At 60.8% G+C, this 14,546-nt stretch carries 18 protein-coding genes and 1 pseudogene; 12 read left to right on the forward strand and 7 right to left on the reverse strand.

Features of this window, described 5'->3' with window-relative positions:
- Positions 1 to 115: pseudogene (locus tag SOP85_RS22320) on the forward strand (IS110 family transposase); the annotation flags it as partial.
- A gap of 16 nt (positions 116 to 131) precedes the next feature.
- On the opposite strand, the gene SOP85_RS22325 reads toward SOP85_RS22320, so the two are convergent.
- A complete protein-coding gene (locus SOP85_RS22325) occupies positions 132 to 1,031 on the reverse strand; it encodes a LysR substrate-binding domain-containing protein (RefSeq protein ID WP_274077457.1) in 900 nt (299 codons plus the stop codon).
- A 117-nt stretch (positions 1,032 to 1,148) separates the two neighbouring features.
- On the opposite strand from SOP85_RS22325, the gene SOP85_RS22330 reads away from it, so the two are divergent.
- The 3 genes from SOP85_RS22330 to SOP85_RS22340 are packed head-to-tail and all read left to right on the forward strand — an operon-like array spanning position 1,149 to position 3,402.
- Positions 1,149 to 2,165, forward strand: coding sequence for an aldo/keto reductase (locus SOP85_RS22330; protein ID WP_323628267.1), 1,017 nt, complete (start codon positions 1,149 to 1,151; stop codon positions 2,163 to 2,165).
- A 2-nt stretch (positions 2,166 to 2,167) separates the two neighbouring features.
- Entirely contained in the window at positions 2,168 to 2,965 is a 798-nt protein-coding gene (locus SOP85_RS22335; RefSeq protein WP_274077455.1) for an SDR family NAD(P)-dependent oxidoreductase, read from the forward strand.
- Positions 2,966 to 2,991: 26 nt separating this feature from the next.
- Positions 2,992 to 3,402, forward strand: coding sequence for an SRPBCC family protein (locus SOP85_RS22340; RefSeq protein WP_323608027.1), 411 nt, complete (start codon positions 2,992 to 2,994; stop codon positions 3,400 to 3,402).
- Positions 3,403 to 3,539: 137 nt separating this feature from the next.
- On the opposite strand, the gene SOP85_RS22345 is transcribed toward SOP85_RS22340, so the two are convergent.
- Positions 3,540 to 4,934: a sensor histidine kinase gene (locus tag SOP85_RS22345; protein WP_323628268.1), complete on the reverse strand. Its 1,395-nt coding sequence runs from the start codon at positions 4,932 to 4,934 to the stop codon at positions 3,540 to 3,542.
- Positions 4,912 to 5,595, reverse strand: a complete 684-nt coding sequence (locus SOP85_RS22350) for a response regulator transcription factor (protein WP_020796732.1) — start codon at positions 5,593 to 5,595, stop codon at positions 4,912 to 4,914. Before SOP85_RS22350 ends, SOP85_RS22345 begins: the two co-directional genes overlap by 23 nt.
- 318 nt (positions 5,596 to 5,913) lie before the next feature.
- On the opposite strand from SOP85_RS22350, the gene SOP85_RS22355 reads away from it, so the two are divergent.
- Positions 5,914 to 6,843: a hypothetical protein gene (locus SOP85_RS22355; RefSeq protein ID WP_274077452.1), complete on the forward strand. Its 930-nt coding sequence runs from the start codon at positions 5,914 to 5,916 to the stop codon at positions 6,841 to 6,843.
- A gap of 273 nt (positions 6,844 to 7,116) precedes the next feature.
- Here the strand turns inward: SOP85_RS22355 and SOP85_RS22360 are convergent, their stop codons facing one another.
- Positions 7,117 to 7,731: a glutathione S-transferase gene (locus SOP85_RS22360; protein WP_323628270.1), complete on the reverse strand. Its 615-nt coding sequence runs from the start codon at positions 7,729 to 7,731 to the stop codon at positions 7,117 to 7,119.
- 365 nt (positions 7,732 to 8,096) lie between these two features.
- Between SOP85_RS22360 and SOP85_RS22365 the strand changes: the two genes are divergently transcribed.
- The 3 genes from SOP85_RS22365 to SOP85_RS22375 all read left to right on the forward strand — a co-directional run bounded on the left by SOP85_RS22365 (position 8,097) and on the right by SOP85_RS22375 (position 10,686).
- On the forward strand, positions 8,097 to 8,501 hold the full coding sequence (locus SOP85_RS22365) for a TraR/DksA family transcriptional regulator (RefSeq protein ID WP_007935965.1): 405 nt from the start codon (positions 8,097 to 8,099) through the stop codon (positions 8,499 to 8,501).
- A gap of 631 nt (positions 8,502 to 9,132) precedes the next feature.
- Positions 9,133 to 10,356, forward strand: coding sequence for a methyl-accepting chemotaxis protein (locus SOP85_RS22370; RefSeq protein ID WP_442967936.1), 1,224 nt, complete (start codon positions 9,133 to 9,135; stop codon positions 10,354 to 10,356).
- Between the two features lie 120 nt (positions 10,357 to 10,476).
- A complete protein-coding gene (locus SOP85_RS22375) occupies positions 10,477 to 10,686 on the forward strand; it encodes a hypothetical protein (RefSeq protein ID WP_274077449.1) in 210 nt (69 codons plus the stop codon).
- A 2-nt stretch (positions 10,687 to 10,688) separates the two neighbouring features.
- Here SOP85_RS22375 and SOP85_RS22380 read toward each other — a convergent pair whose 3' ends face one another.
- From SOP85_RS22380 to SOP85_RS22390, 3 genes are all read right to left on the reverse strand, one after another.
- Positions 10,689 to 10,928 carry a DUF2789 domain-containing protein gene (locus tag SOP85_RS22380; protein WP_274077448.1) on the reverse strand — a complete coding sequence of 80 codons (240 nt, stop codon included), beginning with the start codon at positions 10,926 to 10,928 and terminating at the stop codon, positions 10,689 to 10,691.
- Positions 10,929 to 11,067: 139 nt separating this feature from the next.
- A complete protein-coding gene (locus SOP85_RS22385) occupies positions 11,068 to 11,298 on the reverse strand; it encodes a hypothetical protein (RefSeq protein WP_274077447.1) in 231 nt (76 codons plus the stop codon).
- A gap of 155 nt (positions 11,299 to 11,453) precedes the next feature.
- A complete protein-coding gene (locus SOP85_RS22390) occupies positions 11,454 to 11,693 on the reverse strand; it encodes a hypothetical protein (RefSeq protein WP_274077466.1) in 240 nt (79 codons plus the stop codon).
- A gap of 430 nt (positions 11,694 to 12,123) precedes the next feature.
- On the opposite strand from SOP85_RS22390, the gene SOP85_RS22395 reads away from it, so the two are divergent.
- From SOP85_RS22395 to SOP85_RS22410, 4 genes are all read left to right on the forward strand, one after another.
- Positions 12,124 to 12,573, forward strand: a complete 450-nt coding sequence (locus SOP85_RS22395; protein ID WP_274077465.1) for a hypothetical protein — start codon at positions 12,124 to 12,126, stop codon at positions 12,571 to 12,573.
- Complete coding sequence (locus SOP85_RS22400) at positions 12,573 to 12,776, forward strand: hypothetical protein (protein ID WP_274077446.1); 204 nt, start codon at positions 12,573 to 12,575, stop codon at positions 12,774 to 12,776. Before SOP85_RS22395 ends, SOP85_RS22400 begins: the two co-directional genes overlap by 1 nt.
- Positions 12,777 to 12,894: 118 nt before the next feature.
- Positions 12,895 to 13,908, forward strand: coding sequence for an ABC transporter substrate-binding protein (locus SOP85_RS22405; protein ID WP_323628275.1), 1,014 nt, complete (start codon positions 12,895 to 12,897; stop codon positions 13,906 to 13,908).
- Between the two features lie 103 nt (positions 13,909 to 14,011).
- A complete protein-coding gene (locus SOP85_RS22410; protein WP_323608032.1) occupies positions 14,012 to 14,449 on the forward strand; it encodes a DUF3995 domain-containing protein in 438 nt (145 codons plus the stop codon).
- The last annotated feature ends 97 nt before the right edge of the window (positions 14,450 to 14,546 follow it).

The following is a 14,546-nucleotide window of genomic DNA, read 5'->3' on the forward strand; positions in this document are numbered from 1 at the left end:
GACTCAAGTGCTGGTCATCCTGGCTCGAAAGCTGGCACGAGTGGCGTTCGCCCTGATGAAGAACCAGAGCGAGTATCAGCCAAATCCAGTCTTGGGGGCTTCCCCCCAAACATAGAATCTCCCACAGTTTGTCATGTGCTGGATTCTGAATCCGTCAGCACCTTCCTGAACGTCTCCACCAAGGGCCGCAGATTGATCCGGTGCCACGCCGCCCACAGCGGCCTGGTGAGGGCAATCCACGGCACTTCCCGCAGCACCACGCCCGGCGGTGCGTTGCGGCTCAAGCCTTTCTGAATCATCGCGATGCCCAGTCCCGAGGCCACCAGCGCCATGGCGGTGAAGGGGCCGGTGGCTTCCATGCGGATATCCGGGGTGAAGCCGGCGCGGATGCAGGCGCTGACGAAGTTTTCGCGGCTGCTGACATTCTGGTGGTGCTGCACGCCGATCCATTCCTGGTGGGCGAGATCGTCCGGGGTCAGCACGGCCTGCTGCGCCAGCGGATGGTCCTCGGGCAGGGCCAGCAGCATCGGATCGTCCAGCACCTGGAAGCCCAGCAGGTCGGGGTCGTCGTCTGTCGGCGGTTCGCTGACCAGGGCGATATCCAGACTACGCTGACGCAGGCCTTCGAGTTGTTCGGCGGAACTCTGGTTGTACAGCGCGACGTGCACGTTCGGCCGATCGACCCGCAGCACGCGCAAGGCATTGGGCAGGACGCCGGCGTGCATGGCGTTTTCGATGTAGCCGATGCACAGGCCGCCTTCTTCGCCGCGGCCCAGGCGTTTACCCAGGGATTCCAGGCGATTGGCGTGGGTGAGCAGGGCACGGGTTTCGGCGAGGAAGGTCTGGCCGTCGCGGGTCAGGCGAATGCGTTGCTGGCTGCGCTCGAACAGGGTCAGGCCCAGGCGCTCTTCGAGCTGGGCGATCTGCCGGCTCAGGGGCGATTGGGAAATGTGCAGGCGTTCGGCGGCGCGACCGACGTGTTCTTCCTCGGCGACGGCGACGAAGTAGCGCAGTTGGCGGATGTCGATCATGTAAGACCTATAGGGACTCAAGTGCTGCACATTATGTCTTGGACGGTCCGAAGACGGCAATCTAGGATTGGCTCATCGGTCATTTGAACTGACCACTGACACCAAGAGGATTCACGTATGAGCTTGAAAGACAAACTGCCCGGCGCCCTGGGTTTCGGCACTGCGCCATTGGGCAACATGTTCCGCGCCATCCCCGAGGAAGAAGCGCAAGCCACCGTCCACGCCGCCTGGGACGCCGGCGTGCGTTATTTCGATACCGCGCCGTTCTACGGTTCCGGTCTTTCGGAAATTCGCCTGGGCGAGGCGTTGTCCCGCTACAACCGCGACGACTATGTGCTCAGCAGCAAGGTCGGCCGGGTGATCCTCGATGAAGTCGAAGATGCCGCGGCACGCGACCTGGGTGAGAAAAGCGGGGTGTTCGAACACGGTCGCCCGAACAAGATCGTCAACGACTACAGCGCCGATGCGACGCTGCGTTCGATCGAAGACAGCCTCAAACGCCTGAAAACCGATCGCCTGGACATCGTCTGGGTGCATGACATCGCCCAGGACTTCTACGGCGATCAGTGGCTGGAGTACTTCAACCAGGCTCGCACCGGTGCCTTCAAGGTGCTGACCCGCTTGCGCGAAGAAGGCGTGATCAAGGGCTGGGGCCTGGGGGTGAACAAGGTCGAGCCGTGCGAATTGACCCTTGATCTGAGCGAAGCGCAGCCGGACGGTTTTCTGCTGGCGGGTCGCTACACTCTTCTCGACCATGACCGGGCGTTGCAGCGTTTGATGGACGCGGCGCTGGCGCAGAATGTCGAGATCGTGGTCGGCGGCCCCTACAGCTCGGGCATCCTGGCCGGTGGCGAGCACTTTGAATACCAGAAGGCCAGCCCGGCGATCGTCAGCAAGGTCGAGCAGATCAAGCGCATCGCGGCGGCCCATGGTGTCGACATCAAGGCGGCGGCGTTGCAGTTCTCGTTGGCCAACCCGGCCGTGGCCGCGGTGATTCCAGGCGCCAGTCGCCCGCAGCGGATTGCTGAAGATGTGGCCGCCTTGTCGACGGTGATTCCCGCCGCTTTCTGGCAAGCGATGCGTGAAGCGAAGCTGGTGTCCGAGCGCGCACCCTTGCCGATCATTGGAGCTTGAGCATGAAAATCGATCTGAGTGGAAAACTGGCGATTGTCAGCGGCAGCACCGCCGGCATTGGCCTGGGCATCAGCAAGGCACTGGCCGAATCCGGTGCCACGGTGGTGGTGATCGGCCGCGAGGCGGCCAAGGTCGAGCAGGCGCTGGCGAGCATTCGCCAGCAGGTGCCCGATGCGCAACTGCGCGGGCTGACGGCCGACCTCGGTACCGCTGAAGGCGCGGAACAACTGTTCGCCGCCGAACCAAAGGCAGACATCCTGGTGAACAACCTGGGGATCTACAACGCGGTGGATTTCTTCGACACGCCCGATAGCGAGTGGACGCGCTTCTATGAGGTCAACGTGATCTCGGGCGTGCGCCTGTCGCGGCATTACGTGCCGGACATGGTCAAGCAGGGTTGGGGGCGGGTGATTTTCCTGTCTTCGGAATCCGGGATCGCGATTCCCGCGGACATGCTCAACTATGGCGTGACCAAAAGCGCCAACCTGGCGGTGTCCCACGGCCTGGCCAAGCGGCTGGCGGGCACCGGGGTGACGGTCAATGCGATCCTGCCGGGCCCGACCTTGACCGATGGCGTGGAGCTGATGCTCAAGGATGCGATTGCCGCGTCCGGTCGCAGTGTCCAGGAAGAAGCCGACGACTTTGTGCGCAAGGCGCGGCCGACGTCGATCATCCAGCGCGTGGCGAATGTCGAGGAAGTGGCGAACCTGGTGGCGTACATTGCTTCTCCGCTATCCTCGGCCACCACGGGCGCGGCGCTTCGAGTCGACGGCGGCGTCGTCGACAGCATGGCCATCTGACCTTATTCATTGAGAGAGAGCTTTACATGGCAACTGCATCAGCAACCATCGACATCCCGGCCTCGGCCGATCAGGTCTGGCAATTGATCGGCGGCTTCAACTCGCTGCCGGACTGGCTGCCGTTCATTCCCAAGAGTGAGCTCAGCGAAGGCGGGCGGGTGCGTAGCCTGCAGACGGCGGACGGCGCTGTGGTGATCGAGCGGCTGCAAGCGTTTGACAACGAGGGCAAGACCTACAGTTACTCGATCGAGCAGGCGCCGTTTCCGGCGACGGAGTACCTGGCGACGATCAAGGTCGAAGCTCAGGGCGGCGGGGCCCGGGTGACCTGGTCCGGCCGGTTCGAGCCGGTGGGTGTGAGCAATGAGGAAGTGGTGGCGTTGTTTGCCGGGATCTATCAGGGCGGCCTCGAGGCCCTGCGGGCCAACTACCCAACCTGACAACACCACATATCCCCTTGTGGGAGCGGGCTTGCTCGCGAAGGCGGAGTGTCAAACAACATCAATGTTGTCTGACACTCCCTCTTCGCGAGCAAGCCCGCTCCCACATTTGATCGTGGTTGTCAGGGAGATTTGGGTCAGGTCGTAGCAATCAGACTCTGCCGGCAATCAAGCACCAACCGCGCGCCACCCAGCTCGCTGTTACCCACTTCCAGCGTAAACCCGTGCAGGCTGACAATCGCCGCAACGATCGACAATCCCAGGCCAAACCCGCTTTTCTGGTTGCCCGCCTCGGCGCGATAAAAGCGCTGGAACACCGCCACCCGTTCTTCCTCCGGGATACCCGGGCCGGAGTCGAGCACTTCGATGCGGGTATGCCCGTTTTCATTGAGCCCACGCAAAATCACCTGGCCACCGGGCGGGGTGAACTTGATCGAGTTGCTCAACAGATTGGCCACCGCCTCGAACAGCAAGGCGCGGTCGCCATTGAGCGGTGGCAACCACTGCGGCAACTGCAGTTCAAATTTCAGGCCGTCGTCTTCCGCCAGGGGCAGGTAGAAGTCATGCAGTTCCTGCAGCAACGGCACCGGGTCGAGCTGCACGAAGCCGGAACGGCGCTGGCGATCCTCCAGTTCGGAGATTCGCAGCAAGCCGCGAAAGCGCGCCATCAGCGTATCCGCCTCGCCCAGCACCAGGTCCAGTTGCGCCGCTTGCGCCGAGCCTTCGCCGGCCTGTTGTTGCATGCGATAGAGCTGCGCGCGCAGGCGGGTCAGGGGAGTACGCAGGTCGTGGGCAATGTTGTCGCACACGCCCTTGACCTCGTGCATCAGGCGCTCGATGCGTTCGAGCATGGCGTTGACGATGGCGGCGAGCATGTCCAGTTCGTCGCGGCGATTGGACAGCGGCAAGCGTCGGGTCAGGTCACCGTTGACTATCGCCTCGGCGCTGCCCTGAATCGCGCGAATCCGCCGTAGTGGGCGGCGGCGCAACAGGTGCCAGCCGACGATGCCCGGCAGGATGGTCAGGGTCACCCCCCAGAACAGCGCGTGCAAAATGATCCGCGTCACGGCGAACAGCGAGCCGTTGTCACGCACCAGCACCAGCCAGAGACCATCGCGGGTCTGGGTCGCCACGGCGTCGCAGCTGTCGTTGGGCAGCGTCGGGTCGTCGGAGTCGGCGCAGTCGCTGAGCATGTGGATCTTGCCATCGAGGGGCAAGCCGCGCGGGATATGGGTCAGCGCACCGCTGAGGTAGCGATGCTGGCGGTCGAACAGGCCATAGGCGTCGATGCCGCGGATGTCGAAGGTCATGCTGACGGCGAGGGCGTCCACCAGTTGTTCGCCCTGGAAACGCGAGAACAGGTGCTGGCGTTGCATCAGCGAATGCTTGGCCAGGTTGTCCAGGTAAGCGGACACCTCGTAGTACATGACCCCCATGAGGATCCCGCTCCACACCACGAACAGCGCACTGTACAGCGCCAGCAAGCGACTGCTGGAGGAGCGCCAGCCTTTAGACGGGTTCGGCAATGACATAACCCGAGCCTCGCACGGTTCGAATCAGTGGGACATTGCCAGGTGGGTCGATCTTTTTGCGCAGGCGGCCGATGTGCACGTCGATCAGGTTGGTGCCGGGGTCGAAGTGATAACCCCAGACCTCTTCGAAGATCATCATCCGCGAAAGGATCTGCCCGGTGTTGCGCATGAGGAATTCCAGCAGCTTGTACTCGGTGGGCAACAGTGTCAGCAACTGGCCGTCGCGGCTGGCTTCATGGCTGATCAGGTTCAGTTCCAGGTCCGCCACCCGCAACGTGGTGGCTTGCGCGGTCACGGTGTTCTGGCGGCGCAGGAGGACTTCGACCCGGGCGGCCATTTCATCGGTGGCGAAGGGCTTGGTCAGGTAATCGTCGCCCCCGGCACGCAAGCCACGCACGCGCTCGTCGACGTCGGAGAGGGCGCTGATCATCAGGATCGGCGTGGCCACGCCCATGGTGCGCAACGTGGTGACGATCGCCAGGCCGTCGAGCTCGGGCAGCATGCGGTCGAGGGTGATCAGGTCGTAATTGCCGCTGACCGCACGCTCCAGGCCCTCTCGTCCGTTGTCGACCCAATCGACGTCAAGGCCGTGGCTGCTCAGTTCGGCGACAATTTCCCGGGCGGTCACGGCGTCGTCTTCGATGGTCAAGATGCGGGTCATAGGGCTGGCCTGATTAGGTGTTCACAACGTTTGTGCGCCATTTTGCCAAGAAATGATCGCAGGCTTACTAAATAAAAGTTCATTTGAAGCACTATCCCCTGAAGGAGCTGCCGAAGGCTGCGATCTTTTGATCTTTCAAATCAATGCATAAAACCCGCTGAACAGACCCCTACGTTGCATATTGCATGGCCCGTGGAAGTTCAAACTTTATAACTATATGACGGACAACGATTTATTAAAAAAACGCGACTGGCACGGTGACTGCAATTGCTCTTTCGAGACTTGTAACACCATCTTTCTGCCTGGAGCGATACAACAATGAATAGATCCTCTGAGGGTTTCTATCCCGCCACGGATGAGTCGAGCACAGTGTCCGGCGTGTCCTGGGGTGCGATATTCGCCGGGGCCGCGGCTGCCGCGGCGTTGTCGCTGATCCTGGTACTGCTCGGTTTCGGCCTGGGGTTCTCGGCGGTTTCGCCGTGGGCCAATGAAGGCATGAGCGCCAAGGGGCTGGGCATTTCCACGATTGTCTGGCTGGCCGTCACGCAAATCGTTGCGTCCGGGGCCGGTGGCTACATCGCAGGCCGGCTGCGGGTGAAGTGGGCTTACATGCATGGCGATGAAGTCTACTTTCGCGACACCGCCCACGGCTTTCTCGCCTGGTGCGTGGCGACGCTGGTGACGGCGACACTGGTGGCCGGCTCGGTCAGCAGCATCGTCAGTGGCGGGGTGCAAGCCGGGGCGCAGGTCGCCGGTGGCGCCGCCAACGCCGTGACCCAGGCGGCAGGCACCGCGGCAGCCAATACCGACAGCGATCAGTACGGCTACTACATCGACAGCCTGTTTCGCGATGACCGTCCGGCTGCCGTCAGCGATGACGCCGCCCGCGGCACTGTGACGCGCATTTTCGTGCGTTCCCTGAGCGATGGCCAGTTGTCCCCTGAAGACCGCACTTACCTGGCTCAACTGGTGGCGCAGCGGACCAACCTGACGCAAGCGGACGCGGAGCGTCGTGTGGACGAAGTCTATGCCCGTACGCAAAAAGCCGTGGCCGACGCCAAGCTGGCTGCGCAACAGGCTGCTGACACTGCCGCCAAAGTCGCTGCCTGGACCACCTTGTGGATGTTCGTCGCGCTGTTGGCCGGGGCGTTCTTCGCCAGCCTTGCCGCGACCTTTGGTGGCCGTCGTCGGGATGCCGTGGTGTATGTGGAAACCGACACCTACGTCAGCCCCGCACCGATTCGTTAACCCTGGAGAATCATCATGCGTTCATTATTGTTGTTCTTTCTCGGCGTACCTATCCCGATCATCATCCTGATCGCTCTGTTCATGCACTGATCTCTTGAGGCTTGTGCCTCTGCCGCTCCTGCCTTGCGCAGGAGCGGCGTTTTTATTTTCGGCAGTTACATTGATGTTGGCTGTAATTGCCTCTTCGCGAGCAAGCCCGCTCCCACAGTGTGGACCGCATTCCCCTGTGGGAGCGGGCTTGCTCGCGAAGAGGCCTTATCAGGCGCTATAAATTCATCCATCAATAGGAGAGGCAACAAACGCCTCAAGCCCCTCGGCATAAGCGGTAAACGCAGCAATCAGCGGAAACTGCGCGGCATCAACCTGATCCGGCACCACCAGATTGGTAAAACTCCACGCCACCGCGAGGGTAATGCCATCCTGACCAATCGAGCCGTCACTGGGCAGCGCCTGCTTTTCCAACTCCCGTTCCAGCGCCGAATAAGCCGCCGCGAGTTGTCCCTCGACGCGTTCGACCCAGGGTTGGAACTGGATCTCTGCCGGGCGCAGGTTGCGCTCATAATAAAGCTGCACCGACTTTTCGCTGGCCGCGAGTGCCAGGCCAATCAGGCGCAATGCACGCAGGCGTTGCTCGATACCCTGGGGCATCAGGCTGCGGCCAGGTCCGGCCAGGGCTTCCAGGTAATCGATGATCAGCGTCGAATCCATCAACACCTCGCCATCGTCGAGCACCAGGGTAGGCGCCTTGACCACCGGGTTGATCTGCTTGAACTGCTCGAAGGTCCTGAACACCGACACCGATTGCTGCTCCAGGTCGATGCCCAGGCGCTTGGCCGAAATGGCGACGCGTCGCACGTAAGGTGAGTCCAGCATGCCGATCAGCTTCATATAACCGCTCCTTGAGATAACCATTTGCCGAGCCACAACCTTAGCTGAGCCCGATCGACCCGCACCAGAGGGGGGATGCAGCTCAGCGGTTTGTCTCGCATATCCCTGTGCGGGATTGAATTTCTTGCTATAAACGCACTCCGATATCCTCCTGGATGCCTGTCATAGAGCATTTTCGAGGCCTTGTCGGACAAATTCGCTGTCTTTTCAGTTGCTGAGGCCTCAAGTCGGCCTTAGACTGCCGCCCCTCTTAAATTGAGTGCCGGGTGGCGCTTGGTATAAACGGCGCCTTTGCGATGACCTTCGATGGTCTGCCGCAACGCTCCCTAATTCGCCTTAATGCACGTTTTTTTATAGAGATATCAATGACAAAGGACAAGTTGCTGGCCATGCCGGCGGATGACTACATGAATGCCGAGCAACATGCTTTTTTCTCCGAGCTGTTGCAGAACATGAAAGTCGAAACCCACGAGCGCATCGAGCAGAACCGCATCGCCATCGAAAGCCTGGACACCCCGGCCGACCCGGCTGACGCCGCTTCCGTCGAAGAAGAGCGCACCTGGCTGGTGAACGCGATCGATCGCGATCAGCGCATGCTGCCCCAGTTGGAACAAGCCCTGGAACGTATCAAGGAAGACAGCTTCGGCTGGTGCGATGACAGCGGCGAGCCGATCGGCCTCAAGCGCCTGCTGATCAGCCCGACCACCAAGTACTGCATCGAAGCTCAAGAACGTCACGAGCAGATCGACAAGCACCAGCGTCAGGCCTGATTCCCGTGAAGTAGCCCATTAAAGGTGGGCTGCTTGAAAAGATCGCAGCCTTCGGCAACTCCTACAGGTTTAAGCGAACCCCTGTAGGAGCTGCCGCAGGCTGCGATCTTTGCTTTTTGACGTCTACACAAATCCCCGCTGACTTCTATTGATCTGCTGCAACGTCCCCGACTAAAGGCTCATGGATAATGGCCTTGTGCCGGCGTTTAATGCGAAGACAACAACTAGAATATTTTGCGGGGTGACAAATATGACGAGAGACGGATCTCGGGATGCGGCAGTGCCTGCACCGGTGCTTTTGCCGAAAAACCGCTGGCTGACGCCGACTCTGCAAAGCATCGCCCTGGTGCTGTTGCTGTGCGGTATGACCCTGGGCGGCTGGTCGCTCTACCTGGGCCTGCCTGTGGCGGTGCTGATCATCTGGCTGCCGCGCCTGCGTACTCGCGCATCGCCCGAAGCGGTACCTGCCAATACCTCCAGCGCGCTTTCGGCGCTGACCCGCGAACTTTCCTACACCACCAGTCATAACGCCCTGTCAGCCGCTGGCGTGGCCTTTTCGGTCAAGCAACTGGCGGACAAGTTGCAATCGCAACTGGGCGCGGCGGCGCAAATCGTCGGCAATGCCGAAGTCATGATCGCCACCGAGCAGGCCACCTCCACTCTCAGTCGCCAGGCGCTCAGTGCCGCGAGCGAAGCACATCAGAGCGGCGTGGCAGGGCGCACCGAATTGATCGAGTCCATCGCCCGCATGCACCAGCTCAGCCAGCGGGCCAGCAACAGCCGTGAACTGATCGAGGCCCTGAGCCTGCGCAGCGATGAGATCCAGCGGGTCACGCTGGTGATCCAGTCCATCGCCAGCCAGACCAACCTGCTGGCCTTGAACGCAGCGATTGAAGCGGCGCGGGCCGGAGAACACGGGCGTGGCTTTGCGGTGGTGGCCGATGAGGTCCGCGGGCTTGCCGCGCGCACTGCCACGGCCACCGGAGAAGTCGGGGAGATGGTGGCCGATATCCAGCAACGCACCGCGCAAGTGGTCGAGCAGATCCGCCAGTTGTCGGGCGACCTCGACACCGGGGTCCAGCAGGTCGAACAGACTGGCCAGCACCTGGAAAATATCGCCCGCCTGGCTGCCAGCGTCGAAAGCCAGGTCGGTGAGATCGCCCGCGGTGCTGAAACCAACCGCGAACAACTCGATAGCCTGTTTCACGCCATCGAGCAGATGCGCAGCGACCTGGCCATCAGCGACCAACAGACCCAGCGCCTGGCCCTGGCAGCGGTGCAGATGGAAGGCCAGGCCGAGACCATCAGCGAGCGCCTCGCCGAAGTCGGCCTGGATGACTACCACCAGCGGATCTACGACCTGGCCCGGGAAGGCGCGAGCCAGATCGCCGCGCGTTTCGAGGCCGACATCGAGGCGGGGCAGATCAGCCTCGAAGACCTGTTCGACCGCCATTATCAGGCGATCCCCGATACCCACCCGACCAAATACCGGACGCGTTTCGATCGCTACACCGATCAGGTCTTGCCAGGGATCCAGGAGCCACTGCTGCCCCGCCACGAAGGCCTGGTGTTCGCCATCGCCTGCACCCAGCAGGGCTATGTGCCAACGCATAACAAGGCGTTCAGCCAGCCACTGACCGGCGACGTACAGCGCGATACCCTGCAGAACCGCAGCAAACGCAAATTCGCCGACCGCACGGGGATCCGCTGTGGCAGTCATCAGCAGGCGGTGCTGTTGCAGACCTACACCCGCGACACCGGCGAACTGATGCACGACCTGTCGGTGCCGATCATGCTCAAGGGCCGCCATTGGGGTGGTTTGCGCCTGGGCTACAAACCGGAAAACCCTCGATGATGGAAGGCTATTGTTACAATTTTGGTAACGAAGCTATACAAAGTCGATATTGTTTGCGTGCCTGTGAAATCGTTACCATACCTCTATTAGTTAGGTAGCTAACGGAATTGGAGGCGCAGCATGCACAATAAAGTTGATGTCGCGGTCATGATCGGCAGCGGAGTACCCGCCAGTCTGCGGGCTTTGGGCCAAAGCATCTGCTGGGTGGTGCTGCTCAATGGCGAACGCCGTGGCACTGCCTATTCCAGTCGTTATGAAGCCGAAGAGTGCAAGGCTGCCTGGTTGGCGCAATTGCGCGCCGAAACGGCAGGCAGCCGGCACTGTGCCTGAGGCTAGTGAACCTGGTGCATGCGCAGGTTCAGGTCGTCGACCACCCGCGCCCAGTCGGCGTCTTCACGCAATTGTTCTTTGAGGAAGCCTGCCTGTTGCGGGGTCCAGAAATCGGCGTCGATGAGTTTTTTGTCGTCGGGCAGGGGGGAATGGTCGGCAATGAAATCGTCAATGGCTCGCTGGCTGGAGTCCAGGCCGAGCTGGTCGAACAGGCCTTTCAGGTCGTGGGTCGGTGATTCCATCTTGATCTCCTTGCGGTCATCGGTCGTGTCGAGTGAAAGATATGAAGCGCGCCTGCGTTACATCTGAGGGAGGCGGGCTTCAGTAAGTTCGAAAACGATGTTCAAACGCAGCAGTGAGCATAGACCGCAAATTCGCCTGTCAGCTTTTCAAGGCGCCCGCATCGACGGCGTCCTTGAGTTCCCTGGCCGATTGCTGGGCGGCGAGGGCGGCGATGTCGGAGGATTTGAACCAGCGATCTTTCTCGACCTGATGATAGGTCACGGTTTTCAGCGGCGGTTTGGCGCGCATCACGATCACGGCCTGGAATTCGCCGTCGATTTCCCTGGCTTCGCCCCTGATGAAAAACTCGCCGATATCAAATTCCGTCACGTTGCAGCCTTCCCATGAAAAATATTGTTGTTTAACGCGCCCGCCACCGGCAGGCGCGTTTGATTGGTCGGGCAGTATGGCAGCAGTTGCAGGCCGGCGGCTGAGTAAAGTCGCCGGCCTGACGAAAGCTTCAAGGGGAAAACGGGACGAATGTGTCACATACGTGACTCAAGTGCGCGGGCGAGGGCGCAGGCCTGGTTATGGTCGCCGCGGAAACCTCTTACGTGTCCCGTGGAAGTTTCCTTGATATGGAAGAAAGCGTTGCCCGCCAGGACCACCTGGAATCGTGGCGGCGCAGCATCGGCTTCGCTGGCAAGAAACACCGCGGGGTGCAGGGAAGATGGGGTGTTGGAGTAAGATGCCTGGGGATGGGCAAAGTGTGTCAGTGTGCACATATGAAGTCCTTTTCGTGGTTTGCCGACGTAATGTTCGTCGTTATGGGTAGTCTCGGTGAGCATCGCTGCTCTAGAATCAGCCTTACTGGTGGGTGGACAAGGGTTATCTAAAGCAATTTTCGCCTGGCGATATGTCAGAAAAGTGCTTTTTTATAAGAGTTTTTTCCCTAAAGTTGATAGTCCGTATTTTTCTGGCCGTTCCGAGGGCTTTTTCCTTCAGCCTTTGTCGAACGCCGGGCGAGACGATGTGAACGGCATCCAGTAATCTGCTCAAGCCTCGAGAGGGATCAGCACTCTGCTCATCCCAGGATCTCAACCCGGGTTATCTGGCTTCACCTCGGCATTGCCGCTTTTTTGGCTGCGCGCTTTTTTCGCGTGCGGCGTCATTTTCAGATGTGGGGATGTTTCCTTGGCAGTAAGTAATCTCGATATGCATGCTTTGTTCGTGCTGGGCGATTTGCGCGCAAAGCTGGTTAAACAGTTTCAGTCACGTTTCGTTTACCTTACCGAACAGAGCGCCGAAGGCATTTATGTTGCCGAAATCGACACCGAAGCCGCGCTGGTGGTGGACGATAAACCGGGGCTCAAGCTCAAGGTCGGCGATCATTTCAGCGCGTCGGTGTTGCCCAGCCGCGAAGGCGGCAAGCTGGAAATCAAGTTCCGCGACATCAAGCTGACGGTCTACGGCCTGGGCGACTACGCCTTCGTGACCACCGCCGATGGCCACGCCATCCTGTTCAAGGAAGGCCATAGCGTGGTGACGGTATTCGCCGCCCACCAGCAGCTGCAGGAAGGCCTGACCAAGACCCTCAAGGCCGTGACCGCCAAGGCCGCGAAATGGCGCAAGGGTGAACTGGTGACGTTCAAGGCCAGTGAGTAGTGAGCCTGCCCCGCGCCGATTTCCACCAGCAGCACCAGGCCAGCGCGCAAGCCGAGGCCCTGCGCCTGTTCGAGCACAAGGCCGTCTTGCAAGGTGCCTGGCTGAACTGGGTGGCTTCGCAGATCTACGCGTTGCAACCCGCGGCGTACGCCAGCATGGTCAGGAGAGAGCTGGCCCGCCTGCAGGAAATATCCGATAACTGATCCCCGTCCCTCGAAAGCAGGAACCTCTACTACAGTCAGTTGACTGAGTATTCAGAGGCTTCGCGGTCTTCTGCCAGGCCATCCTGCTATTGCTGTGAACAGCACGAGGTGCACAAGCATGAAAGGCATTCGCCGGTTGCTGGCCGCTGTCGTGGCCACGTTCGGATTGTTGGCGTCACCCGTTCCGGTGCTGGCTGCCAGCGCACCGATCCACTTTGCCGACCTCAACTGGGAAAGCGGCAGCCTGATCACCGATATCCTGCGGATCATCGTCGAGAAGGGCTATGGGCTGCCGACCGACACCTTGCCGGGCACCACCATTACCCTGGAAACCGCACTGGCCAACAATGACATCCAGGTCATTGGCGAAGAGTGGGCCGGACGCAGCCCGGTCTGGGTCAAGGCGGAGGCCGAAGGCAAGGTCGCGAGCCTGGGCGACACGGTCAAGGGTGCCACCGAGGGCTGGTGGGTGCCGGAGTACGTGATCAAGGGAGACCCGGCCAAGGGCATCAAGGCGATGGCGCCGGACTTGCGCAGTGTCACGGACTTGCCCAAGTACAAGGACGTGTTCAAGGACCCTGAAGCACCGAGCAAGGGTCGCTTCCTCAACAGCCCCATCGGCTGGACCTCGGAAGTGGTCAACAAGCAGAAGCTCAAGGCCTATGGGCTCGAGGACAGCTATGTGAACTTCCGTAGCGGCTCGGGGGCGGCGCTCGATGCGGAGATCAGCTCGTCGATTCGCCGGGGCAAACCAGTGCTGTTCTATTACTGGTCGCCCACGCCGCTGCTCGGTCGCTTCAAGTTGATCCAGCTGGAGGAACCGCCTTTCGATGCGCAGGCCTGGAAAACCCTGACCGACGCCGACAACCCGAATCCGCAACCGACCCGCTCGCTGCCCTCGAAGCTGTCCATCGGCGTGTCCACGCCGTTCCAGAAGCAGCACCCGGAAATTGCCGAGTTCTTCGCCAAGGTCGATTTCCCCATTGACCCGTTGAACCGGGCTTTGGCCGAGATGAGTGAAAAGCACACGCCACCGCGCCAGGCCGCCGAAGCGTTCATGAAGGCGCATCCGGAGGTCTGGAAGGCGTGGTTGCCGCAAGAGGTGGCGGACAAGGTTTCTGCCGCTCTGTAGGCGCTGGCTGCCTCGTTGGTCGGGTCGCGGGTGTGAGTGCGTGCAGGGCCAAAAAAGCCGACTAGGATGAGTCTGTTCAAATCCCTTTCAAGGATTGCAGACCATGACCTTCGTGTTGGCTCAATGGCTGGCGACGGTAATTGCGGTGATCGCTCTGGTACACCTGTATTGGGCGTTTGGCGGTGAATGGGCCGCCGTGGCGGCGGTGCCGCAGGTGCCGGTGGAGGGCGGTACGCGGTTGCAGCCGGCCTTCCAGCCCCGTGGCTGGATGACGATGCTGGTGGCGGCGGCGTTGCTGATCATTGCCCTGTTGGTGTGCCTGCGGGTTGGCTGGTGGCTGCCGCAGGTTGATCACCGAGGGTTGCAGTGGGTGATCAGCGTCATTGCGCTGTTGCTGTTCGCCCGGGCCATTGGTGATTCGGAGCTGGTGGGGTTTTTCAAGGAGGTCAAGGGTTCGCGGTTTGCGCGGCTGGACACCTGGGTCTACTCGCCGTTGTGTGTCTTGCTTGGGGCGGGGTTGTTGGCGGTGGCGTGGGTCTGAAACCCATTTCTCGCGGCCATGCCCGATCTACTGTGGGAGCCGGCCTGCCGGCGATAGCGTCCTGACAGACGACCTATTGTTTGTTGACCGAGCGATG

The organism is Pseudomonas sp. YuFO20, from assembly GCF_035064975.1.
GTDB classification, from domain to species: domain Bacteria; phylum Pseudomonadota; class Gammaproteobacteria; order Pseudomonadales; family Pseudomonadaceae; genus Aquipseudomonas; species Aquipseudomonas putida_AE.